The sequence below is a fragment of the Candidatus Aquicultor sp. genome (assembly GCA_036504445.1).
Taxonomy (GTDB): domain Bacteria; phylum Actinomycetota; class Aquicultoria; order Aquicultorales; family Aquicultoraceae; genus DASXVE01.
In genome coordinates this window covers 78,078-104,796 of record DASXVE010000028.1, presented here as the reverse complement: position 1 = coordinate 104,796, position 26,719 = coordinate 78,078, and the positions used below count along the sequence as shown (strand labels likewise).

Genomic DNA, 26,719 nt, shown 5'->3' with positions numbered 1-26,719 from the left:
CTTTGGCAGGTTAAAGGATGAGTGGGCGGACGTGTTTGCCGCCGCTCAGAGCGAAAGTGAGGTGATTAAGCTTATCAACAAAGCGCTCTCGTACTATAATGAAAAGCGTCGGCACTCTGCAATCGATTATCTTGCGCCGGATGACTTCATCAAGCGAGAGTTTGCAGGAGTGTCAGCGTAATACCGCCATTCACCTTAGGATTCTTTCCTAACGGTTCAACTTTTGGGACGCGGCGCCATCTCGCACATACGACTCGACTGCTAGGTTCTCGAATACTTGGGTTTGCTTCTTTAGCTGCTCCCATAGCGCAGGCGTGAAGGGCTCAATAGTATCTCGCACCTAGGGTAGATCAATTGCAAAGCGGCCTTCGGCCGTATCAATCAAAGGATTACTTGTTAGTAAAATAAGGACCAATCCAGTGAGCCAATTTGACCCGAATTAGGAATCCTTCGTTTAGAAACCTTGATATAATATCACTGCAGCTCATCGACATACATCTTAAGTTTCTCCAGCTCAGAAAAGTTCAAATAGCGTCCTGTGAGGGCGACCAGAAAGTTCTTATTTGAACTTGAAGAAAAAATTAGATCGAAAGGGTTAGCAAAATCATTACTGCTAGCCTTTTTGCCTTTTATGTGGATCTTTTTGAAGAATGCTTGATTAAACATTCTCTTGGTCTGAGGGACAGCCAGCGCAGGTAATTGCATATTCGATGAAGGCGCAGCAGCGCCTGTATAAAACATACTGGAAGCTAGCAGCAAAAAGGGCAAGTCAAGTTGCCGTAGTAGCTGCCGCAAGGGAGCTAGCTGGCTTTGTCTGGGGCCTTATGGGTGAGAACCTCAACTAAGACCCAAGGTTTGAGCTGATCGGGATAGGCACGAATAAGGAGAAATTTCGGGGACACTATGCGGCGTTAAATCCGCGTGAATAGATTAAGACAGCTCCGGATGAATAATAATCAATGTGGTAGCCAATCCACGAATAGCAGGGCAATCATCGTCGAAGAGCCCTGTCCCGATCAGCTCCTTATTTAAAGGAAGCTTGAGATGTAAATCGTAAGCTTAAATTCGCAAACCGTATAAAAGAGGCCTGGTTGGTATTGACAGTGGCTCACTATAGCAGTGTCTACTAAAGACGACAAAGTTGGAAGATTATTGCTCTGGGGAGCCATAATCTTTTTCTATGGTTTTGATGAATCCTTTACGGACAAACCAATTGCTTTTGCGACTGCAAGCAATTCTTTATCCGACGATAAGAAATCAGCATCGGACACCTTTAATGCTGCCGCTAACTGAAGCGAATCCAATGTCCTTAAATTACGAGTTTTACCATGTTTTACGATAAGGACGGAGGCGCTTCTGAAGTCATCTTGGGATAGATCAATCAACTCAATGTTCTCTGCCTGTGTGTCACTCAAGAACGCTTCCCATATAAGTTGTTGCTCTTGTTCCTGCAGTTCGTTCATTCTGACTTTTTTCATTAATGCCGAGGCGAATTCAACAAGCGACAATTCGCACAGATATAGGCGCTTAGCACTTAGAATCATTTGCTCAACGTTATCGCTATCAGCTTCAGGATAATAATATTTGACCAGAGCGCTTGTATCGACAAAGACATTCAATTACAGGCGCTCCTCTCTGTTCTCGGAAATAATCTGAGATAATGGTGTTCCCGTAGGCTTGATGAGTTTTCTGAGTTGCTCACGACTTGAGAGAGTTTTCGGTTGTTTTACAGGGATAGGTACGATTTTGGCTATTGGTTCGTCTCTTTTTGTAATGATGACTTCTTCGCCTTTTTGGACTGATTCAAGATACTTTGTAAGGTTTTTTCTCATTTCTTTAATGCCAGTTCTAATCATGACTACCTCCAGGTTTACACTAGTGTACACCATAGGATAGCGCCTATCAATAGTCATTTACAAATTTATAGCGATTTCACAAGCTCAGCCAGGAACTCCAAGCTCAAATAGTGTTCAATCAGATGACAAAGTTAATGCCCTTGCGAAAAGTATCTTCGCAAGGGCATTTTATCTTTTGAAAACCAAGATGTGTGAAGACTTGAACAGGACCTAAAACGGTATTTGCTAGCTTAGGGTTACCTGTACATATTTATGAGCTGGCCTGTAGATAGAAACGCCGACAAAAGAGAGGATTGGTTAAGCGAACCCAGGTAGCTGTAAAGAACCGGTGCCGTATCATTTGCCAGCGGTGGCTGGCTTGCATAACTGTTGAGCGGGCTGACGGCGATTGACCGGCTTTGCGCACCGGCGTTGGTGGCAATACTATCAAGGCCGCTAAACGCAGCTTGCACGGACTTGAAATTGTTTTGCAGGGCACTGTTGAGTTTGCTCTGGTCTACCGCCAGTGTCTGATCCGGGTTTTGAGTGATGCCAATCGAGCGAAGGGCCGACATCTGGGACGTAAAGCTCTTATTTAAGCTGCTGGCAACTTGCGGCTTTATATACTGCTGGTTTTCGGCAGTAAAACTAACCATGTTGTTGTAGGCTGAGACAAAGCTGTTAACAGCAGTGCTCACGACTTGTGTGTCATTGGATACGGTGACCGTTGCATTATTGGTGACAGCAGCGATCGTCATCGTAACCTTTGAATTCTCCAGGTATACCGTATTTGAACCAGAGGTATAGTTGGTGCCGTTCACAGTATAGTTCGCATCTGCCGCGAGTGTGGATGCCGAGCTCACACCTGTAGAAGCCACGGCGGTACCGGTCATGTCGGTGATGGTAAAAGCGTTGGCCGTGCCAGTGTTATTCGCGGTGACTTGGAGCTTGCTTGTACCAACAGAAGTACCATTTACAACGGTTGCGGCGACACCTGCTCCCGCCGCGTTGATCGCCTGGGCCATTTTATCCAAAACCGTCTGGTTGGTATCGCCTGAATTGACGGCAAACGAGGTGGCATACGCAACACCGTTGGTTTGAACTTTGAACGTGTAGGTGGCGGCGGCTAGGCTCGTTGTCGCCGAACTCGTCAAAGCAGTTCCCACATTTTGCTGGGCTGCTGCGATCTGGGTTACGGAGACGCTGTAGTTAGTGAGTGTGGCTCCGGCCTGCGCCTTAGCCGTTACGGCGCTCGGTGTAGTTGAGGTCGCACTTCTCTGCAGAAAAACGTTGTCTTGTGTCGTCGGCTGAAAGGGCTTGGAGGCCTGCCATAGCCGGTTGGCGTTGCCGGTGAGTGCCACCAGGGCTTTAGTCATTAATGACGGCTGCTGCCGCTTCCAGGAATTTATCGCCAGGGATTGCTGGGCCACCGAGTATGTCGCCGATAATTGAGAGAGACCCCGACCGGATGTCGTGCTTGAAAGATACGCTGCCGTCCAATTGTTCAAATAACCAGAACTCAATGGACTTACCATTTTATACCTCGCTAAGCCAATAGACGTTAGCTGTAAGTATTGTTTACTTAGTATTATCGTCATTGAGTAGTAAAACCTTTAGATTGAATGTCAGAATATACCATAATGTGGAGGTAAATGGTTATAAGTTAGTTGACGTTCATGAGAAACAGATCAACCGCGCTCCCTCTTCATCCATTCTTCATCTTAAACAAATACAATAGATTTGTTAGGAGATGAGGAGCAATTTGAGTTTAACTATGAAAAATAAGCCTATTATCAAAACACAATCGCTTACCAAGAAATATGGCGATTTTATCGCCCTATCTAATTTAGATTTAGAAATAAACCATGGCGACATTTTTGGTCTGCTGGGTCACAACGGCGCCGGCAAAACAACGACAGTAAGTATCCTTACTACACTATTGCAGCCAAGCGATGGAGTTGCGGAAATATGTGGTTATGACGCTGCGACGAATAGCAAAGAGGTCTGCCGAAGAATCGGTTATTTACCCGAGAACGTTGAATTTTATGACGCGCTGACGCTGCGGGAGAACTTAGCGTTTTTTGGCAAGTTATCCGGTGTCGAGAATACGGAAAAACGAATCAGTGAGGTACTTGAGTTTTTAGACTTCACGGGTCACGAGAATCAAAAACTTGAAGAGTTTAGCAAGGGCATGCGGCAAAGAGCCGGGATTGCCCAGGCGATACTACACAAACCGGAAGTCCTTTTTCTTGATGAACCCACATCGGGCCTTGATCCTCAAGGCGTAAAGCTGTTGCGAGAGAATATTATCCACCTAAATCAAGAGTTCGGGATGACGATTTTCATGAATACCCACTTACTTTCCGAGGTAACAAAAACCTGCACGAGTATTGGCATTTTACGAAATGGAGAGCTGCTGTATCACAATACACTGGAATCGACGCTGCAAGCCTTTCCTGGAGAGCTTTCGCTCGAAGATATATATTTGAAAGTCGATGCAAGGTCAGAATGAAATCCTCTATTTTAGCAATCGCGAAACAAGAAATCAGAATTGCCAGAACCGAGCGTCTACAGATACTGTTGCTCGCTATCTTTGTCGGTATGGTTTTCCTTTCGAGTTTTATCGGTTGGTCTGCACATCACACGGTAATGAATGTTTACACGGAGACTGTGCGGCAAGGTGCAACAGCGGTTGCTAATCCATTCGCAAATCAACCGCAGCTAGAGTTGCTGAAAAATACAGTAATTTATATTGTCCTTATCGGTGCTCTCCTTGCTATTCTCATTGGTGTTAGATCAAGCTTGCACGACCGAAAAGCCGGCGTAATCGACATCATACTTTCACGGCCCTTGAGTATGCGGCAATATATCGCCGGCAAGATATTGGGAGTCCAGATTACCGTTGCATCCATTCTACTTATCACCGGGGTTATTAGTTGGCTTGGCATCAGTATTGTCTTGGCGCATCCGCTTGGTCTTGTATCTACCGTAGCCATTCTGAAGTTTTACCTAACGGCCTGGCTCTTTCTATTTCCATTCTCGATACTGGGGATGGTATTCGGAGCATGTAGCTGCCGTGAAACAACAGCGCTGCTCATCCCCATTCTTATTTGGGTACTGTTTGCTTTTGTAATTCCTCAACTAGGCACAGCTGAGCATCCGTCGGCACTGTTAAATCCAGTACCCGCCCAAGCAGCCTCACAAGGGGAATTTTTTAGCTTTAATCGTTCGATATTGCAGCCAATATCGATAACGGATCGGTTCAAGAGCGCTAGCGGTGCAATATTGCAGTTTAGCGATGCCACGGGACCAGCGGCATATGATTGGGCTGCGCTCACCGGGATTGCGGTTGCAAGTTGTTTTTTAGTTTTGTTCATAACCCCAAAGGCCATGAGAAGAGAGCTATATGAGTAAGAGTATCAGGACGATTATCGCTAAAGAATTGAAAGATATTTTGCGTAGCCGGAGTTTTCTAATCCTTTGCGCGGTGCTTGCCATAGTTGTCATATTGTCCCTCGTTATCGCTTCGATGGATTTCCATGCCCAGTTGGCTGATTATCAACAATATCTGCAAGCTTTACGGCAAAACGGCGGTATGGCAACACAAAGCGCTCCTCAGTTCTTTGCCTTACAACAACTTCGGAGCAGCATCGAATACTTGGAAATCATCGGCGCTATTGTGGCAATCATCGTCGGGTATGGCGTAATCGCTAAAGAGAAGTACCGTGGCACCATGAAGCTATTATTTAGTCGCCCTCTCGGCACTTTCGATATCGCCCTTGGTAAGATTATCGCCCTGGCGATCGTTTGGGCGCTGATTATTTTTGTTTTGGAATTTACCATCATCGCGACCTTGAGGTTTGTCGGCGGCGCAATTCTAACCAATACGGAGTTGCTCAAGCTGACCATTGGCATGGGCATGGCCTGGGTATACTTGCTTTTCTGGACGGCACTTGCAATGGGGCTGGCAGGTTATACAAAACAGCTGACGACCGCGTTAATAGTTAGTTTCATCTTGTGGCTAAGCGTTGTCTTGATTGTCCCTCAAATCGGTGACACTATGGACCCTGATAATCAGGTTCCGGGCGGGCTATTCAAGGCTCTCCAGGTAAATAAAGCGCACGAAAAAGCTGTGCTGGCTCGCTTTCATGGCTACGAAGTAACTCGTAACTATTTAGAAGAAAGCTCACTCAGCAAGCATTTTGAACGGGCCGACTTCGCCATTTTGGGCATCAAGGATGAGTTTAATCAGAAACCTGTCTTTGCAATATTGCTCGCAAAATGGGGAGATATGGTTTGGCTCATATGTAGTTTGCTAGCCAGTATATTGCTTGCTTTGGCACAATTTAATAAACGCACATTAATAAAGAAGGGGATCAGATGAAAAAGAACACGATGACAATTATTGGAGTGGCAGCGGTTGCTGTGCTGGTGATCGCGGCATTGCTGTTCATGCTCAATAAGCCGAATAGCCAGGATCAAACACAAACGAAACTGCAGGATCAAACACAAACGAAACAGGCCGCACCGGTTACCACGAATCCGGTGAGCCAGGATCAAACACAACTGAAACAATCTTTGCCGGTTGCCAGTAATCCCATAAAAAATACCGCTGTAACTGAGGGTCTTGCGATTGCTAGTGCTATGGTTGAAGATAACGTGGACCCGGATACTAACAAGCCGATTGGAGACCGGCTGCAAATCGCAATCAAGAACAAGAGCTCTAAAGCGATGAGCGACTTCGAAGCATTTTATAAAATGACCGACATCGTCACCAACAAGAGTGAAAACTACTATCAGAAATTGACCGATTTCACTCTCAATCCAAATGAAACGAAAACAATATTTTTTGATAACAAAACAGGTCCAAACCACTATCCCGAGAATAAGTACAGTATCTACAGAAACTCAAAAAATGAGGTGCGTTTCTCTATTGAAGTAAGTACACCTGGATTCAAACCAGTGGCTGCTAAGGCAACGAAAGCTAAAGGTACGGGGGAACAGCAGGATTAAAGTCCCATGGGCGACGAAGTTTAGACAACTTAAGGAAGCTTCTGATAAGTCCATTGTTCAAGCTGAGGCGTCAACGGTAACGGGGTAGGTCCAATATCAATACTGCGCTTAATCGGCAATTGACAAAGATAGCTTCATTAGAACGGTGATAACGTCTTAGCTTATGGATATCACTTTACATCGTCATATTTGTGGCTTAATGTTCAGTATATGCAAGGCAAGTTGATACGTGGACGAAACGTCATAATTATCCTGCTTATATGCTTAGCCGTTGCTTTGGCGGCGGTAAGCATCATGCCAAACCTCGGTCGTTTTACAAGCACGCAGGCGCAGCGCGATCGAGTCTCGCAAGCAAGCGTAACAGATACTACCTCGGCGAGCTTACCTTACAGATTTGTTGTCATGGCAGACAGCCGCGGTTCAAACAATGGCGTTAACGACGCGGTGTTAAAACGCGTAATGAAGCAGGTGAAAATGCTATCACCGCAGCCTAAAGCGATATTTTTTGTCGGTGATATGGTAGGCGGCGGCCCTCTTGTATCACAGCAGCTGCAGCACTGGAAAGACATCATGGACAATTACTATCCGCTATCCATGATTTATCCTGCTATCGGCAATCATGAAGGGTTTGAATCCGCATTCTCGAAGGCTTTTGCCTATCTTCCGGATAATGATGTAAAAGGGTTTGGACGCACCGCATATCGCGTTAGCCGGGGCAATATTGAATTTATCGTTTTGAACTCCGAAGAAAACCATAGCATCGACGGTGCGCAGCGTACCTGGTTAACCAAGCAGCTGCAAGACAACAAAGCCCGTCTCAAGTTCGTCTTTTTTCACGAGCCGGCGTTTCCGACGGGCTCCCACGTTGGCTCATCGCTCGACGCTAACCAGCTTGAGCGCGACCGCCTCTGGCAGGTTCTCGATGCAAACGGCGCTAACATGGTTTTTGTCGGTCACGAGCACAACTACACCCGCCGCCATGTCGACGCCTCGATGAACGAGACGGTCAAAGGCCAGAACTTTATATATCACCGTAAGATATACCAGGTAACCGCGGGTTCGGTCGGAGCCCCGCTTACGAAGTCATATAAGAGCCGCAAAAATGTAGACATCGCCCCGAAAGCCGCCTATAATTTTGCAGTTGTCGACGTTACGAGCAAAGGTTTTTATATCCGTGTACTTGACGATCATGGAAAATTGATCGATAAATTCTAAAAAGCAGCGTAATATTCAGAGGCACATTATGAGGATTCTTGTAGTCGAAGATGAAGAGAAGCTAGCGAACATATTGAAAGAAGGTCTGGCCCAGGAGGGTTTCGCCGTCGACTGTATTTTCGATGGCGAGTCCGGTTGGTATCAGATTGACATGTGTCGGGATGAGTATGACCTTATTGTATTAGATGTAATGCTGCCGAAGCTCGACGGATTTAAGGTTTGCGAAAACATCAGGCGCCAAGGTATCAGTGTTCCTATCCTCATGCTCACTGCAAGGGATAGTATGGAGGACAAGGTGCATGGTTTGGATTGTGGCGCGGATGATTACCTTGTTAAACCGTTTGCCTTTGAGGAATTACTTGCGCGGGTCAGAGCGCTACTGAGAAGGCCCAACGCGGTATTGCCGCCGCAGCTGCGAATCAAGGACCTTGTGCTTAATCCGATAACAAAGAAAGTCTACCGGGGTGAAAAAGAAATTGTCCTTACTATGAAGGAGTTTGCCTTGCTGGAGTATCTGATGAGGAATGCAGGGCAGGTTCTGACACGCGAGCAGGTAATAAGTCGTCTCTGGGATTTCAACTTTGATTCTTTTAGCAATGTTATTGATGTGCATATAAAAAACCTAAGGAAAAAGATCGATCATGAGTATCAAGACAAGCTTCTTGAAACGATTCGAGGCGCCGGTTACCGGCTTAGAACGTAATTTGTTTAAACAGGCACGGTTGCGCTTAACGCTATTCTATGTGGCGGTAATTGCGGTAGTGTTGATTGTGGTAAGCGTTGTACTGTATTACAGCTTCTCACAGGACATACAAGACGAGGTAAACGGCGAGTTTTCAAATGAGCAAGCGCAAACAGATTTCGTTGCTAGAACGATTACCGGTCTACAAAGCAAGATTTTTGTCATAGACGGCGCTGTTATCATATTAGTCGCCGGTCTCGGATTCTGGTTGGCCGGGAAAACCATGCAACCCATACAGAAAACGCTTGCTGCTCAAAAGCGTTTTGTCGCAGATGCGTCGCACGAGCTTAGGACCCCGCTGACAATAATGAAAGCAAATCTTGAGGTTGCGATGCGTGGTACTGCGAGTAAGGGTAAGAGCGATGCTGTTCTTGCCAGCAACCTTGAAGAAGTGGATAGAATGAACAAGATCGTCGAAGACCTCCTAGTGCTTTCCCGTATCGATAACAACCAAGAGCAGCTGCAATATTCTAGAATTGAATTGTCTTCATTAGTAGTGCAAAGCGTAGAAACAATCTGCAAATATGCCGAGACAAAAGATACCGTAATACGGAACGAGATCGAAAGCCCGGTTTACATCTCCGGCGATCATCTCAAGTTGGAGCAGGCATTTCTTAACATCCTTAAGAACGCTATCGATTACTCCGGCGAAAACGGTGAAGTGCTGATTCGCGCAAAGCAAGCCGGTAACCAAATACAGATCGCGATTCAAGACAACGGGATAGGTATCGCCCCCGAAGACCTCCCATACGTTTTCGACAGATTCTACAGAGCGGATAAGTCGCGGTCGCGCAAGCTTGGTGGCAGCGGTTTAGGTTTGTCGATCGTCAAATGGATTATCGAACAACATCGCGGCACTATTTCTGCGCAAAGCACCCCAGGTATCGGGACGATTCTCACCATTTCATTACCTCTTCTCACGTCTTCATAGCAACTTCATCTTACCCGGGTACACTGAACCTAGTTTTGGAATACCTGTTCGAACAGTATTGCAAGCAAGTGTAAGAAAGTGAGGTGAAAGTATGAAGACGAAGATTGTGATCCTCTCAGTTGTTGGCGCATTGATTATTACCGGTGGGCTGACAGCACTATCGTTCGCCAATGCCGCACAGCAAGGTGCGGTACAGCAAGCTCCAGTCAAGGTGCAAGCTGCTACTCAGGACAATAATCAGACATCAGGGGTTGAGTCGGCCACGACTCAAGATAAAGCCGATGCCGGTAAGGAAGTAAAGGATGCTAACGAGACATCTGGTACTGAGGCAGTCGATGCACAGGAGAAAGGCGGGGCAGACAAAGATATAAACGAAGTGAACGATAATTCCGGACAGGAATCGGCCACTGAGAAAAAGGGCGAAGTACAGGAAGACAAGAATCTTCCGGGCGGCGGACATCAGGACGCTGAAGGAACTAACGCAGATCACCAATTCGAGGGCGTAGAGTAAGCCTGAAGAATTAAGAACAGTAAGGGCATAATCAAAGGTAATCGGTACTGGCTTTAGCTCGCCAGTACCGATTACCTTTTGGCAGAATAAAAGCTTTAGCAATACACCGAACATCGTTTATAGAGGACGAAGAATGTTTGGAGACAAGGCTAAACGGCTATTTTGAGTTTTTAGAGGACTTTTGTGAGACGAGAAACCGAGGAGAATTATATGAGGACTAAAAGTATGATCGTGGGCGCAATAGTATGGCTGGTTTTGGCGGGCCTCGTAATGCTAAGCGGGTGTGGTCGAACAACGGCAAGTAAGACCAGCACAACGTCTTCTGCAAGCCCCGGTGCTTCGGCGAGTGCATCAAGCACGCAGCAGACTGGAACGGCACGGCCTTTGGGTTCATCCAGCACGACCCAAGCCCAAGCCCCTGTTGCCCCCGAGAAGAACCCTCCGGGAGACATTCCGGATACGCAGGCGTTTGTTGTGTACAAATCAGCTGAGGGGAAATTCCAGATAAAAGTACCTGAAGGTTGGTCTCAAGCTAAAGGGAGCTCGCGCGTCGAGTTTTCGGATAAGCTAAACGGTGTTGCCGTCAACTGGGCACCGAGCGGCTCGGCACCGAGCGTATCACAGGCAAAATCCACCGAGGTGCCGGAACTATCTCGCACCGAGGCGGCGTTTAAGCTCGTCAGTGTCGAGCAGGTTACTTTGCCGGGCGGCCCTGCCGTTCTCATAAGATATCAGAAGAACAGCGAGCCTAATTCGGTAACCGGAAAACAGTACCGGTTGGATGTACTGCGTTACGAGTTTTTCAAAAATGGCGAGCAAGCGAATTTGATTCTCTTATCGCCGGTCGGCGCAGATAACGTCGACCCCTGGCGAATTGTATCGGAGAGCTTCAAATGGCAGTCGTAATTCCTATGAATTCAGATAAAGAATCCAAGCCCGCGATTAAAGCTCAGGAACTCTATCGCTTTTACCACGCGGGCGACGAAGAGACGTTTGCGCTGCGAGGTGTTTCACTCGCCGTTGAGGCGGGTGAGATGGTTGCGATTGTCGGCCCGTCGGGGAGCGGAAAATCTACCTTGCTTGCCTGTCTTGCGGGGCTCGACGAGCCTGACGGCGGCTACGTTGTCATGGCTGGAAATCGCATTACGAGGCGACCGGAGGCAGTACGGGCGGCCTTGCGCGCAAGGTGGATCGGGGTGCTTCTTCAGTCCGGTAATTTGCTCGATCATCTGACGGTCACCGACAATATCAGGATGGTTCAATACTTATCCCCGGGCTCGGATCAAAAGGTTCGCGATCTCTTGGCTGCCGTGGGCTTGGCAGATCGCGCCATGGCTTGGCCTTCGACACTCTCGGGCGGCGAAGCGGCCCGCGCCGGTTTAGCGGTGGCACTTGCAAATAACCCACCGATTTTACTTGCCGATGAGCCGACCGGTGAAGTTGATGTAGCCAACGAAGCGATTATTCTTAATCTTTTGAGCGAGCGGGCAGAACATGGCGGTATTGTAATCGTCGTTACCCACAGCGAGCGCGTTGCTTCTGCAGCCGATCGCATAATCCGTTTGTTCGATGGAAGGATTATTAATGAAGAATCTACTAGTACGGGCTAACAATGTCTCAAAGACATATGGAGAGGGTGAGCGCAGGGTGACTGCGGTCGATAACGTAACATTTGAAGTGCAGGATGAGTCGCATGTTGCGCTGGTCGGTCCCTCAGGAAGCGGGAAGACGACATTGCTCCATCTGATCGCCGGGCTTGATATACCGTCCACCGGCACCATAGAATGGCCTGCTCTGGGAACAAGGAAGCAATTGAAACCCGGATCGGTCACGATGGCCTTTCAGGGACCGAGCCTTCTGCCGGCCCTCACCGTTGTGGAAAATGTCGCACTACCGAGCCTACTTGCCGGTGTCGACGAGCAACAATCGTTTGATAAAGCATGGGCTATGCTAGAGCGGATGTCGTTAACGCAGATCGCATCAAAACTACCCGAGGAGCTCTCCGGCGGTCAGTCCCAGAGGGTGGGTATTGCCCGCGCGTTAGTTACGAAACCTGCACTTTTGCTGACTGATGAGCCGACCGGTCAACAAGACCATGAAAACGCCCAGAAATTAATGAACTTCTTGCTCTCATACGCAAAAGAGATCGGTGGCTGCCTTATTCTGGCCACCCATGATATGGCGGTGGCCGGCCGTTTCTCGACGCTATGGTTTATGGAAAATGGGCGCTTACAAACGGAGGAACAACATGTTCAGTCTCGTATGGATTAAAGGGCTCTCACAACGGCGCATAGCGAGGCTTGCCGGTATGGTTTTCTGTATCGGTTTGGCCGTCACTCTGCTCTTGTCTCTTGGCATGTTCTTCACGTCGAGTAAAGCCAGGATGACCAAAGCGGCAATAGCAGGAGTTCCGGTTGACTGGCAGGTTCAACTATCACCGGGTTCTGACCTAAATCGGTCATTACAAACTATTAGACATACCACCGGCGTACGGGCGGTTCAACCTGTGGGCTTTGCAGATGTTACATACTTTCAGTCTTCCAATGGGGGAACAATCCAGACCACGGGCTCTGGTAAGGCGCTCGGAATCCCTAGAACATATACATCGACATTCCCGGATGAGATGCGGTTTTTGGTTGGGTCCAAAAGAGGAATCCTGTTGGCGCAGCAGACTGCGGCAAACCTTCAGGCCCAAGTAGGAACGATCATAACCATAGGCCGTTCTGGATTACCGCCGGTAAAGCTCCCCGTGAGGGGAATCATAAGTTTACCTGCAGCCGACTCTCTTTTCCAAACCGTCGGCGCTATACCCGGAGCCGGTATTAAGGCACCACCGGACAATGTTGTGCTTATGCCTCTCGATACATGGCATAACCTGTACGATCCGGTCGCAAAGAGCCAACCCACTGCCGTATATACGCAGGTGCATGTAAGGCTTTCGCGCGATCTTCCTCGGGATCCGGGGGCTGCTTTCACTCAACTCGAAAATCGGGCACGTAACCTCGAGGCACGCCTCGCAGGAACCGCTCTCGTGGGCAATAATATTGCGGCTCAGTTAGATGCCGCTCGGGCAGATGCAATTTACGCCCAGTTACTGTTCCTCTTTCTAGGACTGCCCGGTGTGATTCTCGCCGCGCTATTGGCGTCGGTGGTCGGCGCGTCCGGTGGAGATCGCCGTCGGCGAGAGCAGGCGCTGCTTCGCATCCGCGGGGCTTCACCTGTGCTGATTCTCAGACTTGCCTTTGCAGAGACCTTGCTGGTCGGGATATTTGGCACGGGATTAGGGGTATCGGGCGCTGCGTTTGCCGGAAAGCTCTCGTTCGGGACGTATGCGTTCGGTGCAACGGCTTTTCAGGCGTATACGTGGGTTGCGGTGTCCGTGCTCTTAGGAATTTCACTCGCTTTGGCTACCATCATGCTTCCTGCCTGGCGAGATGCCAGAGGCCTCACCGTCCGAGCCGCCCAAGCGGTTATAGGGAAACCGAGCCGACCGCTGTGGTCTCGTATCTATCTCGACATCGTTTTCTTGGCCGGTTCGGGATTGATCTTTTGGCAAGCAATGCGTAACGCATACCAGGTCGTTCTAGTGCCGGAAGGCGTTCCGACTATATCCATAAACTATATAACGCTGCTTGCTCCGCTCATGTTGTGGATCGGCTCAGCTCTATTTACATGGCGCATTTCAAATTTCGCCCTCACGCACGAGAGGCGAGGTCTGTCCCGCATCATTCGCCCTATTTCCCGGGAGTTATCCGGTGTTGTGGCCGCGTCGATGTCCCGGCAGGAAAAGCTGCTGTCAAGGGGCCTTGTTATAATGGCGCTGACCGCATCATTTGCGATCTCCATCGCCATATTCAATATGACGTACATGAATCAGGCCAGAGTCGACGCCCAACTAACCAACGGCTCCGACGTTGCGATCGCAACGTCGGCATCATCTGGTTTGCCAAAGGCATTACCGGCGTCGGCAAAGGAGATAAGCGGAGTCGTAGCGGTAGAACCCATGCAACATCGGTTCGGATATGTTGGAAACGATTTACAGGATCTCTACGGCATTAACCCAAAAACGATCGCTAATGCGGCGCCGATCTCCGACGCGTTCTTTCAGGGTGGTAGCGCCAAACAGGTTCTTGATAAACTCACGTCGCGGCCGGATGCAATTCTTGTGTCCGAAGAAACCGTCAAGGATTTCCAACTTCAACCGGGCGATACGATCAGAATACGCCTGCAATCCGCGCGAGATCGTGCCTACCATGTGGTTCCGTTCCATTACGTAGGAATTGCACGCGAGTTTCCGACTGCGCCGCGGGATTCGTTTCTGATTGCAAACACTTCCTATATTTCTCGCATGACCGGCTCATCGGCGTTTGAGACACTTCTCGTTAAGACGAGTGGATCGCCGCCGGTTGTTGCCAGCCGTATTCGCAAGCTGCTTGGGCCTGCATCGGGAGCGGTCGTTCAGGATATCGACACCCAATTAAAAGTCACGCTATCTGGCCTAACAGCGCTAGATCTCTCAGGGCTTACAAGGCTTGAGCTGGTATTTGCGGTTATCTTAGCCATCGCTGCATCCGGGCTCGTTCTTATCCTGGGGTTTGCGGAGCGGCGCAGGACATTTGCTATCGCATGGGCGCTCGGAGCTCGCGCAAGGCAACTGTCTTCCTTTGTCTGGGGTGAAGCGCTATTTGTAACTATAGGTGGCGTAGGTCTTGGTACTCTTGCAGGGTGGGTATTGTCGCTTGTCATTGTTAAGATATTGACCGGCGTATTCGATCCTCCTCCAGAGCACCTATTCATACCATGGCCATATTTGGCGCTGGTATTGGGGACAGTAGCGATAGCGGTAATAGGAGCGGCGGTTATCACGATCCAAGCTGCCCGTAAGCCTGCATTAGAGGTTATTCGTGATTTGTAAGAGGACGGGAACGGCAAAGTTAAGCCCTTGCGAAAAGCACAATCGCAAGGGCTTATTTCTTAACGTTACAACAGCTTGCACTATGTTAGGGGCCCTGTCCTTTTGGGGATATCCCTTGCACTTAATATTAGCATATGCTAATATTCGAATATAATAAGGAGGGGGTTATGACGCTTAATCAACCAATTTATGAGTTTAAAGCCGGTTTCTTCAAGGCGTTAGCGCACCCTTCAAGAATACGGATTCTTGAACTGCTTCGGGATGGAGAGAAGAGCGTAAACGAGCTTCAACCTGACTTAAAGCTCGAGCTCTCGAACATATCTCAGCAGCTGGCGGTTTTGCGATCGGCGGATATTGTTGTCGGGCGCAAGCAAGGCGCAAACGTTTATTATAGCGCCAAGAACCGGCTGATATACGAGTTACTCGATGCCGCAAAGGCTCTTTTTAACGAGAGTTTAGCGCAGAAAATCGAACTGCTCGGTTCTCTTTAATATCACAAATAGTTAAAGAAGCTAACGTGTATTTGCACGTCATACCTTTGTAGAACATTACTCAACGCGTAAAGTAAGGAGTATTTAGACGTCGTGGCTGAAGCATTTAATATCGTTGTATTTGCGGCATACCTCATCGGTGCCGTGTTGCCACTGGCGTTCTACAAAAACAACCGTATTAACATTCCCATCGCGTATACCTTCTCACTTATCGCATCGACGGCGGGTATTGCAGCATCTCTGGTTGCGCTGGTCAGCATGACTGTCACCAAAATAGAATTGTTTTCGTCGCCGATATTTGGCGTTGTTTCGGTATCTCTTGATTCTCTCTCCGCCTTTTTCTTGCTGACCGTATCGGTCGTGTCGTTCGCGGTATCTATTTATGCACCGCCTTATATGACCAAGACCGCCGGTAAAAGAAGCGCAGGCGGTTTCGGGGCGCTATATAATCTATTCTTATTATCGCTCGTGCTGGTGGTGTCGATCGATAACGCCTTCTATTTTCTCGTCTTTTGGGAACTCATGACGCTTACGTCTTATTTCTTAGTAGTGTTTCATTATAAGCAGAGAGAGACGGCAAGGGCGGGTTACCAGTATCTAGTAATGACACATGTTGGAACGGCCTTTATTCTATTTTCGTTTCTCGCATTATCGGTTCATTCCGGAAGCTTTAGTTTTGCCGGCTTTAAGGAAGCTCAAGCAAGCCTGCCAATGGGATTAAAGAACGTCATATTTATTTCCGCGCTTCTTGGCTTTAGTACAAAAGCGGGTCTTGTGCCTCTTCACGTATGGCTGCCGAGAGCCCACCCAGCCGCTCCAAGTCATGTATCAGCGCTCATGAGCAGTGTCATGATAAAGACAGGTATCTACGGATTGATTCGCGTACTTTTTGATTTCCTATCACCGGCTCCGTGGTGGTGGGGTCTGTTGGTCCTGATTCTCGCCGTAGTGTCCGCGGTATTAGGCGTTATGTATGCTTTAATGGAACATGATATCAAGAGGCTCCTCGCGTATCACAGCGTTGAAAATGTCGGAATCATAATGATCGGTGTAGGGTTTGCCGTAATCTTTTCATCGCTTGGATTTAAAACGGCTGCCCTGTTAAGCTTGACCGCCGGCTTATTTCATCTTATAAATCATGCGATCTTTAAGGGTTTGCTGTTTTTGACCGCCGGTTCGATACAATATGCAACCGGTACAAAAAACATCGAAGACCTGGGCGGACTCATAAAGCGGATGCCAATCACAGCCGCGCTTTTTCTGGTTGGCTCGCTTGCAATATCTGCAATACCTCCATTTAACGGCTTTGCAAGCGAGTGGTTGCTATTTCAGTCTATACTTCAAGCCAATCTTATCGGAGACGTTTCGTTGCGGATAATCTCTCTGTTGTCGGTACCGGCTTTAGCCCTCACAGGTGGCCTTGCGGCGGCCTGCTTTGTCAAAGCGTTTGGAATCACCTTTCTTTCCATCCCAAGAAGCGCACGCGCGACCGATGCTAAAGAGGTTCCGGCGCCAATGCTCATAGGAATGTCCATCCTAGGGCTACTATGCTTAATTTTAGGCATCGGGGCTGCAGCGTTCATTAAGATTCCGTGGCGTGTCGCGGAGTCGTTTATTGGTAAAACCTACGAGATGCCGGCGTTTAACACGCTGCTCTTACGTCTGCCGGATAAGCTCGGTCACGCATCGGCATCTCTTTCAATGGTCGCCGTCCTTTTAGTAATTAGTGCAATGTTGTCCATTTTACTGATCAGGCTGCGCGGACGCCGCTCGGTCATAAAGGGGCCGACTTGGGATTGCGGCATACCGGAGATAACGCCCAGGATGCAATATAGCGCAACTGCTTTTACAAAACCGCTCAGGACAGTATTTAGCGCCATTTACCAGCCGCGACGACAGATAGAGGTCGATCACGAAGCATCGCCGTATTTTTCACATGCTCTTTCTTACGAAGCCTCGCTTTATCCGGTGTTTGAACGCCAGCTGTATCGCCGTTTTATAAATACCTTAGTGCGAGTGGCGAGAAGAGCGAGGGTTATTCAAGCCGGCAATATCAACCTCTACCTGGCATATATATTTGCAACACTCGTGGGTCTATTAGTATTTGTGTGGAGATAACATGGAACTATTATCAACGAAAATTGCTGTGGTGCTCGGGCATGCACTGTTTGTAGTCCTGATAGCGCCGCTTTTTACCGCGTTAATGAAGAAGGTTAAAGCGTATTTTCAATGCAGAAGAGGCCCGGGTTTGTTGCAGGGTTACTACGATATTTGGAAGCTCTTAAAAAAAGATGCCGTGGTATCCGAGCATGCCTCATGGGTTTTTAAGGCCGCCCCCTATATTATATTTTCCGCGACCTTCACCGCCGCTATGATTGTTCCTTCATTTATTGCAGTGCTGCCAACGAGCGCTTTCGGCGACGCAATAGTCGTTATCTATTTGCTTGGATTGGCACGGTTCTTCACCGCGCTCGCGGGGTTAGATACCGGCAGTTCATTTGGCGGAATGGGGAGCAGCCGTGAGATGATGATCTCGTCGCTTGCCGAACCGGTTACTATGACGGGAATATTTGTGCTTGCAGCCGATGTCGGTTCAACCAACTTCAGTGATATTGTTGCAAAATCGCTCTCAATGGGATACGCACAACCGGCGTATATTTTATTAGCCCTGGCGTTCCTGATCATAGCAATGGCCGAAACGAGCCGTATACCTGTCGATAATCCGGCTACGCATCTCGAACTTACGATGGTGCACGAGGCGATGATACTCGAATACACCGGTCGCGATTTGGCACTTATAGAATGGGCGGGAGCAATGAAGCTTACGCTGCTCCTCACAATTATTGCGAACGTCTTTTTTCCATGGGGCATTGCGCAATCGATCAGCCGGCCGGCTATTGTAATCGGTATTACTGCTATAACTATAAAGCTGATTTTATTGGCGGTCGGTATCGCTACTATCGAATCATCGATCGCAAAACTCAGGCTTTTTAGGGTACCGGAACTTATCGGGGGAGCCTTTGCTCTAGCAATGCTCGCCCTCATCATAAAGGTTACAGGGTTGGGATAGCATGATTGATAATCTAGTTGGACCGCAAACACTCAATTTTCTGGGAATTTCGATTCTGGTGCTGACGCTATTGCTGCTCGGCCTACGTAGTTTTAGCCGCAGCCTCAACATATATGTCGTGCACTCGCTGCTTTTGGCTATTATGACGGCTATCATCGGCTATAACGCAACGAACATACACGTTTATATCGCGGCGGTTGCGACGGTCATCATCAAGGTTGTTTCAATTCCGCTGATAATGACCAGGCTGGTTAGCACTTTTAAGACACGACAGGAACGATGGCTCTTGGTAAATGCCCCCACGTCGTTTCTTCTTGCAATTGGATTGATGATGCTCGCATCGCACATGGCAACCATGATCGTACCCGAGCAGGGTCCATATGCGACAACACTAACCGTAGGTCTTGCAGTATCCATGCTTGGAATGCTTACAATCGTTCTTCGTAAGGATGCGGTAGTTCAGGTGATAGGACTGCTCACCATGGAGAACGGTTTATTCTTAGTGGGTCTTATCTTAACCGGCGGCATGCCGTTTTTTGTTGAGGCCGGCATATTTTTTGATGTTCTACTCACCAACCTTTTGCTCTGGGTCTACTTGCGGCGCATGCATTTTGAACTGAAGTCAACCAATACAATGCACTTAAACCAACTTAGGGGCTGATAATGAATCTCGCTATCGCTTTATTGTTCATGCCGTTAATAACTGCTGCACTCTGTATCGTTGTGCGGCGACCTACGATTGCCGAGAAAATTGCCGCCGCCGGTTCAATTCTTACGCTCATGCTAGGAATTGCGGTTGCTTGGGAAGTATCGACTAACGGCAACATATACGGCAACGGGGGATATATAGCGGTCGACCAGCTCAGCATGCTTATGGTGTTACTGATAACATCGATTGGTACCGGCGCAATTCTCTTTTCGCTTAGCTATATTAAAGAAGAGGTTGAGCACGGGCGTTTTAACCGCGACCGCGTCCGGTGGTACTACGCTATATTAAATTTCTTTGTGCTCGCAATGCTGCTCGCTGTGGTTACCGACAATCTGGGAATGTTTTGGGTTGCTATGGAGCTGACCACTTTGACGTCTGCGCTGATGGTTTCATTTTATCGAACCCGAGCTTCGCTCGAAGCTGCATGGAAATATGTAATTATATGCTCTGCCGGTATCAGTTTCGCGCTTTTAGGAACCGTGTTAACGTATTATTCATCTCTTGCCGGAACAACCGGGACGCTTAACTGGTCGGAACTAATGCAGCATGCATCCCGGCTTAATCCTGTGACCATTCGGCTTGCCTTCATATTCATTCTGGTGGGGTACGGCACGAAAGCCGGATTAGTGCCGATGCATACCTGGCTGCCGGACGCGCATAGCCTAGCGCCGACCCCGGTGAGCGGATTGTTGTCGGGTGTGTTATTAAGTTGCGCCATGTATGGGATCATTCGATACGATGCTTTCACGGTCCGTGCAGTCGGCACTACCTACCCCGGAACGCTATTAATCGCTTTTGGGCTGATAAGTATATTAACGGCCGCATTATTTATGCTGGTACAAAAGGATTACAAGCGTCTGCTTGCATATTCGAGCATCGAACACATGGGTATCATAGTGTTTGCGCTCGGTTTAGGAAGTAAGCTGGCACTATACGGCGCGATCTTTCATCTCATCAATCATGCGATAAGCAAGTCGACCCTCTTTTTTATCGCCGGCCGTATAAACCATATCTTTCGTTCTAAGCAGATCGGGCGCATACGAGGGGTTATTGGAGTAACCCCCGTAACAGGTTCGTTTTTTGCCGCCGGGGTTCTGGCCATTGCAGGAGCACCGCCTTTCGGTCTCTTTACCAGCGAATTCATCATCCTTAGTGGCGGTTTTAGCGCGGGCAAAGCGGTCGTAAGTGCCGTAGCACTGCTCTCAATTGTTATAGCGTTTAGCGGTCTGACATATTATCTAAGCCGGATAACGTTCGGACCACGCACAAACAGACCGATTTCTGATTCGCGATACCGCCTGCCCGTAGTGATATTTGCAGTCGGTCTCAGCTCGATGGCGCTGGTAGGCCTGTATATTCCACTTTGGCTTAACAACCTATTAGAGAACATCGCTCGTTCTCTCGGGGGTGTTTAATCATGGCAACGACTAAATGTATAAGAAACACTGAAGATATTATGCGCGTGATACTCGGCAATACCAACGAATATCATGGCGAAGCACGCGAAATAGTGACCGATAGCGAACTTGCGTTTTTACCGGAGCTGGCGCTAGGCATTGTTGAGAAACTGAACGGGACGCTGCAATTCATTTTTGCTGAGGATAACCGGTCGCAAAACAATGCGTTCTCGTTGCACCACGTCTTCAGTATCCCGTCTCACCGTTGCATGCTGCATGTAATGAGCGAGATACCGGCTGATACTCCGGAGTTCCCGTCACTAGCGCTGCGGCTTCCATCGGCAAACTGGCACGAGCGAAAGATTGCAGATATGCTTGGGCTTACACCCGTCGGGCACCCCGATCCGAGGCGTCTCGTGCTTCATGAAGACTGGCCGGAAGGGCTCTATCCATGGCGGACCGACTTTGATCAAACCCAAGCGGTCCCGCGTGTCGAAGGCACATATATGTTCCATAAGATAGATGGTGAGGGCGTCTTTGAAATTCCGGTCGGTCCGGTTCATGCGGGCATTATCGAGCCGGGGCACTTTCGGTTTAGCTCGGTGGGCGAAAAAATCCTCTATTTGGAACTGCGCTTGTTCTATAAACACCGTGGAATAGAACGGTTTATGGAGGGAAGATCTCTGCTCGAAGGAGCGATTGCCGCCGAGCGTATATCCGGTGATGAGACCATTGCGAACGCAGTTGCATATAGCCAGGCGGTCGAGCGTGCCTTAGGTTTGGCGATACCCGAGCGCGCTAAAAGGCTGCGGGCGGTGCTCTTGGAGTTGGAACGAACCCATTGTCACCTTGCGGATATCGGTGGGGCTGTCACCGATGTAGCTTTTGCCGTAGGCGCTGCAAAAGCCGCTATTTTGCGTGAAAAAGTACTGGATTTGTGCGAGAGAATTTCCGGCAGTAGGTTCATGCGGGGAATGATCGTTCCGGGGGGCCTTCGTAGGGACCTCAATAATAGGGCAGTGCTGCAGGTAGCGAACTTCATAGAAGTGGAGCTATGCGCTGTGCAGGAGCTTGAGAGCAGCATATTTAGTCGCAGTTCGATAGTAGACAGATTTACGAGAACCGGTTCGCTCAGCGCCGAACATGCGCTTAAACTGGGTGTTGTAGGCCCGATTGCACGGGCAAGCGGTGTTCCGGTTGATGCAAGAATTAACTACCCGTATGGTTTTTATACGATGTACCCACTAGGGCTTATCACTCGTTCCGAGGGCGATGTTGCTTCCAGGGTCAAGCTAAAGTTTGACGAGATCCGACAATCTCTCGCGGTAATCAAAGCCGCACTCGACGGCATTGAGCAAGGCGCGATTTATGGCGATGATGAGGCAACAATAATCCATAGCCAAGCATTAGGTTGGGTCGAAGCCCCACGGGGGCAGGCCATTTGTTGGGTTGAGATAACAGAGACCTCAAAGATTGCTCAATGTCGTTGGAGAACGCCTTCGTTCAGCAACTGGCCGGCGTTACCGTTGGCGCTCCAAGGTGATATTGTTCCCGATTTTCCTCTGGTTAATAAAAGCTTTAATCTATCATACGCCGGTAATGATCTTTAGGAGGCTGTTTTGCGAAAGTTTAGATGCAAGCGAATTTGCAGGCCTAAAGTAACAATTAAAGATTTAGATCGACGGCCGCCGTCTTATGCCGACCGTTGGGCTCCAATGTTGGCTGGCAACGGCTGTTCGGGTTGTATGGCGTGTGCGGAGGTTTGCCCGACGGGTGCGATAGCGTTCAACAACAGCGGTCAAATACTATTTAAGCATGATGCGTGTATCGCTTGTCGGGCGTGCACAGATCTTTGCGAGCCCGGAGTTCTTATCTTGGGACCCGGAATTGGCGGTGCCGTAACACGAAGTGAACTATCATATGTTGGTTCAACCGATAAAGCCTCGGCGGATGAACCGGCCATACGACCCTTAAAAACCCCGGGACCCTCCAAAACCATAAAGATATTTGCCAAATCGATGCATGTGCGGGAAGTTGACTGCGGTAGTTGTAATGCTTGTGAGCTTGAAATCGCTGCTATCAGTAATCCTGTCTACGACGCGGAAAGGTTTGGCATCAGCTTCGTAGCTTCTCCGCGACATGCCGATGTCTTATTTGTTACCGGCTCGGTTACCAGGCAAATGGAGCTTGCACTCAATAAAACGATGGCTGCGACACCAAGCCCGAAGCTCGTCGTAGCGGTTGGGGCTTGTGCTTGCTCCGGAGGGTTATTCGGGAATACGCAGTTTGCCGGAGCGGGGGTTGATGCGTCTATCAAAGTAGATATTTATATCCCTGGATGCCCGCCTAGCCCGCGTGCTATATTAAGCAGCATTCGGGGCTTGCAGCGGGGCACTATCACCAGGAGCGAACACGATCATAGTCGCTGATGGTTCAAGTTGCACGCAAAATAACGTGATTGAAATGGTAATACGGTTTAATGCTAATCAGCAGAGGAGTTCTGCGGATATGAGGCGGGCTCTATGCCCGCCTCATATGTATTTATTTACCGGTTACTTGTTAATAAAGAAGTTGACCTTCACAATGTTTGATGCCAACCCTAGCGCCTTAAGATCCTTATCGTCAATTTTTCCGTCATTGTTCATGTCCTTTACTTTATTCGGCGCGTCATTGAAGATACCGTCCTTGTTGAGGTCGGCGACTTCAGCGACTAAGAGCGTGCTGTTCTTGCCAACGCCAAAGTTCGGCGCTGTGATGATCCAGGTATCCCATATCTCGATGGTGCTCGAAGATATGTTTGTTGGGCCTGTGATGTTGAAGAGATTAGCCAGATTCTCACCAGGCCCGCCGATCTTGCTCGATGTCGTTGAGAGCAGCACTACCAGGCCGGGGAAGCGATCGTCTTTGCCCGGTGCGAAGCTTCCCGGGAATGGCTGGGCGTTATTGTGCACGCCAGGTCCGGTCAACTGAAATCCGTTGAGGCCGGTTGCTTTAACTGTTTTTGCAACACTTTTATCGAACTCGAGGTCAAGGTCGATAAACCAACCAATTCCTCCCATCCCCGCGTGGTCGCCATTCCCAGGTGCAAATACCTGAACTTTGACCGGCGGAGTAGTCGCAGCAGTCTGCTTTGATGGGCTAGCCGATGTGGATGAGATTGTTAGCCCAACCGCCACAATAACGAGAATGGCCGCGACCAACAGAACGGTCGATTTTAGTATACGTTTCTGCATATTATCACCTCCTTTAAATTGGCTCACACATGTTAGTACACGCATAGCGTCAGCCTCTTACCCAGAATTGGGAGAGGAATAACTGAGATTAACGATATCAACATTTTGCAGGACGGCTCATACCGGACGGATTCATGCCTCCTGTTGCTATCGTACCTGAGGTTAGCCGGAACGCATGTTAATCGCTGGTACGAGGAAAAGGAGGAGCGAACTAATTAAGGCGGCAAGCGTAGCATAAAAACTCACTTGTAAGGACGATTTCATAACGCTGTTCTTCGGAGTCCTCGATGTTGGAAATGGTACGTTTAGTTACTGTAACGCTGGCCATCCACCCGTATTAATAAAGAGGAAAACGAACGAGGTTTGTGCGCTCGATATTACGTCACCGACGATAGCTTCTTTCAAAGAGTTGCGTTACGAAGACAGGCGTGGGGAAGGCGAGTTCTTCAAAGAAGACAGGCTTATGGCATTTATTGAGAGCTTGAAAGGGGTATCGGCTAGGGAGATACCCGAGATGATGCATGCCTATCGCATTCTTTTAGCACGTTTCGGGCCGCCTATAATTATTGAGACTGCATTCGAGCCGGGGCTTTCCATGCCCGATGCATCTATAGCCGATACCCTATAAAAGTATTTGATACCTGTTTTAACGCCTTTATCCGTAAAGCTATTTGCTGCATACGGAATCATAGCTATCTTTTTGTAACTATTCGCATTATTTACTGAACGATATACGGCGTAGCTCTTAAGGTCGGGGCTTATCGAAGCAGCCCAGGAGACCACGATTGAATTGGCTTTTTTGACTGCCCTAACATTTGTAGGGGCCGGAATGACGGAGACGATACTGCCGTTCCCTATATCGAACGCATCAACGCAAACACCGCCGTCTATGGTTACGATTTTTATCGTGTGCTGTCCGGCAGCAGGCCAGGTTTTACTAAAAACGGTTTCCTGAAGTTGTTTGTCCTCGCTATACAGATCGACCGTTGCTTGACGCGTACCGTCGATGTAAACATCAGCCGATCCTGCGTTCATCCCTTTACCGCTAATCCAGTAGATTGAATCGCCGGTAAAACTAAACGTGAGCGTGGCATCCGGCTCTTCGCCAAGCACGTACGCATCACCGCTTGCATCATTATCGCGATACGATCTCCAGGCTCCCGACACAAGAATTCCCGTCGCGCTTTCTTCATACGTAACGAAGTTTTGAGATATTGCTTTCGATGCATCGATTCGCCCGTACCCAAAACGGTCGTCTCGGCCGACATCACCTAAGTCAGTGGTTGAACGAAGGACAATACGGCTAATCTGGTCCATCGTATAGTTTGGGTATTTAGCGGCTATGAGAGCGGCTACACCGCTGATAGCTCCCGCAGCCATCGAAGTACCGGTCATGCTTGCAAAACACGAGCCCTCGTTTGTATCAAAGAGCGTGCTGACTATATCAACGCCCGGTGCGGCAATGTCTATATATTGACCGTAGTTTGAAAATTCAGCCAACGCATCGTTTGCATCGGTTGCCGAAACTGAAAGCACAAGCGGATAGCTTGCCGGATAATATGGAACATCGGTGGCATCGTTACCTGCAGAAGCAATAACCAGACACCCTTTCTGACGGGCATAAACAATGGAATCCTCAACGGTTTTGGAGTATTCTTCGCCACCTAAACTCAAGTTTATTATCTCCGCGCCTTGGTCTGCCGCGTATGTTATCGCTTCGGCAACCGTACTGTCGTAGGCTATACCTTCTCCATCAAGCGCTTTGATAGCAAGGATCTTCGCACTAGGAGCGATTCCCGCGACTCCAAGATTGTTATTTAAAATTGCCGCTATCGTACCTGCGATATGCGTTCCGTGGCCGCAATCATCCATGGGATCAGCGTCGTTATTTGCAAAATCACGGCCCTTGATAACTTTGCCTTCCAAATCAGGATGATTATAATCAACGCCCGTATCTATAACCGCGACGATAACCTCGGGAGCGGACGCGCCATTAAAGCTTTCCCATAATTGGGGCACACCAATTTTCGGCAACGACCATTGTTGGTTGTAGAATGAATCGTTGGGGATACCGAGTGCATGGCACATGTAGTTTGGCTCCGCGTACTCAACACTCGGCAGCTTGCTGTATTCTTCAATCGCACTACTCATGCTGATTGCTTTTGGAATTTTAACGATTTGTACGCCGAGGCGCCCGATAACATCCGTCGCGTGCGCCTGCATCTTTTTATTAGTTGAATTGATGCTGTTCTTGCCATACGGCGTTCGAAGCTTAACAAGAAGTTCGCCTGGTGCCGCGTTGTGTAACGTTTTCCAGCCGGGCGCAAAAGAATCAAACGAGACGGTGTGGGTCGCTGGTACCGCTATTGCATATGGTGTCACCGATACAGCTGAAAAGAAAATGGCCAGCGTCATAATAGCGAAGATACGGTAACGCATAAATACTCCTCTAAACAACAATTAGCGCATATTACATGTAAAATATCGGCATATTATTGCAGAGTATGAGGATAAATACGCGAATAGAACTGATGCTAATACGAAGAATAATGCTGTACGCTTTTATGGGCAGGCGCATATGGTTAAATTATGCGCGAAAACTATGAACAATGTTTTCACACAACGTTACAAATATTTTGTTGAGGGAAACAACCTCG

26 protein-coding genes are annotated in these 26,719 nt (G+C 48.6%); 20 read left to right on the top strand and 6 right to left on the bottom strand.

Annotated elements, in window-relative coordinates; translation table 11 throughout:
* Positions 1 to 181, top strand: a 181-nt coding sequence (locus VGK02_10020) for an integrase core domain-containing protein (GenBank protein HEY3375387.1), incomplete at its 5' end; no start/stop codon positions are given.
* A gap of 293 nt (positions 182 to 474) precedes the next feature.
* Here VGK02_10020 and VGK02_10015 read toward each other — a convergent pair.
* From VGK02_10015 to fliD, 4 genes are all read right to left on the bottom strand, one after another.
* Positions 475 to 741 carry a hypothetical protein gene (locus tag VGK02_10015; protein ID HEY3375386.1) on the bottom strand — a complete coding sequence of 89 codons (267 nt, stop codon included), beginning with the start codon at positions 739 to 741 and terminating at the stop codon, positions 475 to 477.
* 437 nt (positions 742 to 1,178) lie between these two features.
* On the bottom strand, positions 1,179 to 1,619 hold the full coding sequence (locus tag VGK02_10010) for a type II toxin-antitoxin system VapC family toxin (GenBank protein HEY3375385.1): 441 nt from the start codon (positions 1,617 to 1,619) through the stop codon (positions 1,179 to 1,181).
* A complete protein-coding gene (locus tag VGK02_10005; protein HEY3375384.1) occupies positions 1,620 to 1,856 on the bottom strand; it encodes a type II toxin-antitoxin system prevent-host-death family antitoxin in 237 nt (78 codons plus the stop codon).
* A 236-nt stretch (positions 1,857 to 2,092) separates the two neighbouring features.
* Positions 2,093 to 3,370 carry a flagellar filament capping protein FliD gene (gene fliD / locus VGK02_10000; protein HEY3375383.1) on the bottom strand — a complete coding sequence of 426 codons (1,278 nt, stop codon included), beginning with the start codon at positions 3,368 to 3,370 and terminating at the stop codon, positions 2,093 to 2,095.
* Between the two features lie 239 nt (positions 3,371 to 3,609).
* Here fliD and VGK02_09995 point away from each other — a divergent pair, with 239 nt between their 5' ends.
* The 19 genes from VGK02_09995 (at position 3,610) to nuoB (ending at position 23,258) form a co-directional block, all read left to right on the top strand.
* Entirely contained in the window at positions 3,610 to 4,347 is a 738-nt protein-coding gene (locus VGK02_09995) for an ABC transporter ATP-binding protein (protein ID HEY3375382.1), read from the top strand.
* The gene (locus VGK02_09990) at positions 4,344 to 5,249 is read left to right on the top strand and encodes an ABC transporter permease subunit (GenBank protein ID HEY3375381.1); all 906 of its coding nucleotides are present in this window, start codon (positions 4,344 to 4,346) and stop codon (positions 5,247 to 5,249) included. The genes VGK02_09995 and VGK02_09990 overlap by 4 nt, the downstream gene beginning before the upstream one ends.
* Positions 5,242 to 6,219: an ABC transporter permease subunit gene (locus tag VGK02_09985; GenBank protein HEY3375380.1), complete on the top strand. Its 978-nt coding sequence runs from the start codon at positions 5,242 to 5,244 to the stop codon at positions 6,217 to 6,219. The genes VGK02_09990 and VGK02_09985 overlap by 8 nt, the downstream gene beginning before the upstream one ends.
* On the top strand, positions 6,216 to 6,848 hold the full coding sequence (locus tag VGK02_09980) for a hypothetical protein (GenBank protein HEY3375379.1): 633 nt from the start codon (positions 6,216 to 6,218) through the stop codon (positions 6,846 to 6,848). The genes VGK02_09985 and VGK02_09980 overlap by 4 nt, the downstream gene beginning before the upstream one ends.
* Positions 6,849 to 7,070: 222 nt before the next feature.
* Positions 7,071 to 8,063 (top strand): metallophosphoesterase, encoded by a 993-nt coding sequence (locus tag VGK02_09975; GenBank protein ID HEY3375378.1) that lies wholly within the window; start codon positions 7,071 to 7,073, stop codon positions 8,061 to 8,063.
* 28 nt (positions 8,064 to 8,091) lie between these two features.
* Positions 8,092 to 8,766: a two-component system response regulator RppA gene (rppA, locus tag VGK02_09970; protein HEY3375377.1), complete on the top strand. Its 675-nt coding sequence runs from the start codon at positions 8,092 to 8,094 to the stop codon at positions 8,764 to 8,766.
* Entirely contained in the window at positions 8,705 to 9,736 is a 1,032-nt protein-coding gene (locus VGK02_09965) for an ATP-binding protein (protein ID HEY3375376.1), read from the top strand. Before rppA ends, VGK02_09965 begins: the two co-directional genes overlap by 62 nt.
* Before the next feature lie 91 nt (positions 9,737 to 9,827).
* Positions 9,828 to 10,247, top strand: a complete 420-nt coding sequence (locus tag VGK02_09960) for a hypothetical protein (GenBank protein HEY3375375.1) — start codon at positions 9,828 to 9,830, stop codon at positions 10,245 to 10,247.
* 210 nt (positions 10,248 to 10,457) lie between these two features.
* A complete protein-coding gene (locus VGK02_09955) occupies positions 10,458 to 11,153 on the top strand; it encodes a hypothetical protein (protein ID HEY3375374.1) in 696 nt (231 codons plus the stop codon).
* Positions 11,141 to 11,857, top strand: a complete 717-nt coding sequence (locus tag VGK02_09950) for an ABC transporter ATP-binding protein (protein HEY3375373.1) — start codon at positions 11,141 to 11,143, stop codon at positions 11,855 to 11,857. The genes VGK02_09955 and VGK02_09950 overlap by 13 nt, the downstream gene beginning before the upstream one ends.
* Complete coding sequence (locus VGK02_09945; GenBank protein ID HEY3375372.1) at positions 11,832 to 12,518, top strand: ABC transporter ATP-binding protein; 687 nt, start codon at positions 11,832 to 11,834, stop codon at positions 12,516 to 12,518. Before VGK02_09950 ends, VGK02_09945 begins: the two co-directional genes overlap by 26 nt.
* Positions 12,496 to 15,162: an FtsX-like permease family protein gene (locus VGK02_09940; protein ID HEY3375371.1), complete on the top strand. Its 2,667-nt coding sequence runs from the start codon at positions 12,496 to 12,498 to the stop codon at positions 15,160 to 15,162. Before VGK02_09945 ends, VGK02_09940 begins: the two co-directional genes overlap by 23 nt.
* Positions 15,163 to 15,329: 167 nt before the next feature.
* Positions 15,330 to 15,653, top strand: coding sequence for a metalloregulator ArsR/SmtB family transcription factor (locus tag VGK02_09935; protein HEY3375370.1), 324 nt, complete (start codon positions 15,330 to 15,332; stop codon positions 15,651 to 15,653).
* Positions 15,654 to 15,746: 93 nt separating this feature from the next.
* Positions 15,747 to 17,771, top strand: a complete 2,025-nt coding sequence (gene hyfB, locus VGK02_09930; protein ID HEY3375369.1) for a hydrogenase 4 subunit B — start codon at positions 15,747 to 15,749, stop codon at positions 17,769 to 17,771.
* Position 17,772: 1 nt separating this feature from the next.
* A complete protein-coding gene (locus tag VGK02_09925; protein ID HEY3375368.1) occupies positions 17,773 to 18,723 on the top strand; it encodes an NADH-quinone oxidoreductase subunit H in 951 nt (316 codons plus the stop codon).
* A gap of 1 nt (position 18,724) precedes the next feature.
* Positions 18,725 to 19,384 (top strand): hypothetical protein, encoded by a 660-nt coding sequence (locus VGK02_09920; GenBank protein HEY3375367.1) that lies wholly within the window; start codon positions 18,725 to 18,727, stop codon positions 19,382 to 19,384.
* A 2-nt stretch (positions 19,385 to 19,386) separates the two neighbouring features.
* On the top strand, positions 19,387 to 20,847 hold the full coding sequence (locus tag VGK02_09915) for a hydrogenase 4 subunit F (GenBank protein HEY3375366.1): 1,461 nt from the start codon (positions 19,387 to 19,389) through the stop codon (positions 20,845 to 20,847).
* A 2-nt stretch (positions 20,848 to 20,849) separates the two neighbouring features.
* Positions 20,850 to 22,439: an NADH-quinone oxidoreductase subunit C gene (locus tag VGK02_09910; GenBank protein HEY3375365.1), complete on the top strand. Its 1,590-nt coding sequence runs from the start codon at positions 20,850 to 20,852 to the stop codon at positions 22,437 to 22,439.
* A 9-nt stretch (positions 22,440 to 22,448) separates the two neighbouring features.
* Positions 22,449 to 23,258, top strand: a complete 810-nt coding sequence (gene nuoB / locus VGK02_09905) for an NADH-quinone oxidoreductase subunit NuoB (GenBank protein HEY3375364.1) — start codon at positions 22,449 to 22,451, stop codon at positions 23,256 to 23,258.
* 123 nt (positions 23,259 to 23,381) lie between these two features.
* Here nuoB and VGK02_09900 read toward each other — a convergent pair whose 3' ends face one another.
* Positions 23,382 to 24,062, bottom strand: a complete 681-nt coding sequence (locus tag VGK02_09900) for a hypothetical protein (protein HEY3375363.1) — start codon at positions 24,060 to 24,062, stop codon at positions 23,382 to 23,384.
* Positions 24,063 to 24,587: 525 nt separating this feature from the next.
* Complete coding sequence (locus VGK02_09895) at positions 24,588 to 26,501, bottom strand: S8 family serine peptidase (GenBank protein HEY3375362.1); 1,914 nt, start codon at positions 26,499 to 26,501, stop codon at positions 24,588 to 24,590.
* Between the last annotated feature and the right edge of the window lie 218 nt (positions 26,502 to 26,719).

Coding starts and splice junctions, on each gene's coding strand:
- VGK02_10015 (HEY3375386.1), bottom strand. CDS start 741: ATGTTTTATACAGGCGCTGCTGCGCCTTCATCGAATATGCAATTACCT.
- VGK02_10005 (HEY3375384.1), bottom strand. CDS start 1,856: ATGATTAGAACTGGCATTAAAGAAATGAGAAAAAACCTTACAAAGTAT.
- fliD (HEY3375383.1), bottom strand. CDS start 3,370: ATGGTAAGTCCATTGAGTTCTGGTTATTTGAACAATTGGACGGCAGCG.
- VGK02_09995 (HEY3375382.1), top strand. CDS start 3,610: ATGAAAAATAAGCCTATTATCAAAACACAATCGCTTACCAAGAAATAT.
- VGK02_09990 (HEY3375381.1), top strand. CDS start 4,344: ATGAAATCCTCTATTTTAGCAATCGCGAAACAAGAAATCAGAATTGCC.
- VGK02_09985 (HEY3375380.1), top strand. CDS start 5,242: ATGAGTAAGAGTATCAGGACGATTATCGCTAAAGAATTGAAAGATATT.
- VGK02_09980 (HEY3375379.1), top strand. CDS start 6,216: ATGAAAAAGAACACGATGACAATTATTGGAGTGGCAGCGGTTGCTGTG.
- rppA (HEY3375377.1), top strand. CDS start 8,092: ATGAGGATTCTTGTAGTCGAAGATGAAGAGAAGCTAGCGAACATATTG.
- VGK02_09965 (HEY3375376.1), top strand. CDS start 8,705: ATGAGTATCAAGACAAGCTTCTTGAAACGATTCGAGGCGCCGGTTACC.
- VGK02_09960 (HEY3375375.1), top strand. CDS start 9,828: ATGAAGACGAAGATTGTGATCCTCTCAGTTGTTGGCGCATTGATTATT.
- VGK02_09955 (HEY3375374.1), top strand. CDS start 10,458: ATGAGGACTAAAAGTATGATCGTGGGCGCAATAGTATGGCTGGTTTTG.
- VGK02_09950 (HEY3375373.1), top strand. CDS start 11,141: ATGGCAGTCGTAATTCCTATGAATTCAGATAAAGAATCCAAGCCCGCG.
- VGK02_09945 (HEY3375372.1), top strand. CDS start 11,832: ATGAAGAATCTACTAGTACGGGCTAACAATGTCTCAAAGACATATGGA.
- VGK02_09940 (HEY3375371.1), top strand. CDS start 12,496: ATGTTCAGTCTCGTATGGATTAAAGGGCTCTCACAACGGCGCATAGCG.
- VGK02_09935 (HEY3375370.1), top strand. CDS start 15,330: ATGACGCTTAATCAACCAATTTATGAGTTTAAAGCCGGTTTCTTCAAG.
- VGK02_09925 (HEY3375368.1), top strand. CDS start 17,773: ATGGAACTATTATCAACGAAAATTGCTGTGGTGCTCGGGCATGCACTG.
- VGK02_09920 (HEY3375367.1), top strand. CDS start 18,725: ATGATTGATAATCTAGTTGGACCGCAAACACTCAATTTTCTGGGAATT.
- VGK02_09915 (HEY3375366.1), top strand. CDS start 19,387: ATGAATCTCGCTATCGCTTTATTGTTCATGCCGTTAATAACTGCTGCA.
- VGK02_09910 (HEY3375365.1), top strand. CDS start 20,850: ATGGCAACGACTAAATGTATAAGAAACACTGAAGATATTATGCGCGTG.
- VGK02_09900 (HEY3375363.1), bottom strand. CDS start 24,062: ATGCAGAAACGTATACTAAAATCGACCGTTCTGTTGGTCGCGGCCATT.
- VGK02_09895 (HEY3375362.1), bottom strand. CDS start 26,501: ATGCGTTACCGTATCTTCGCTATTATGACGCTGGCCATTTTCTTTTCA.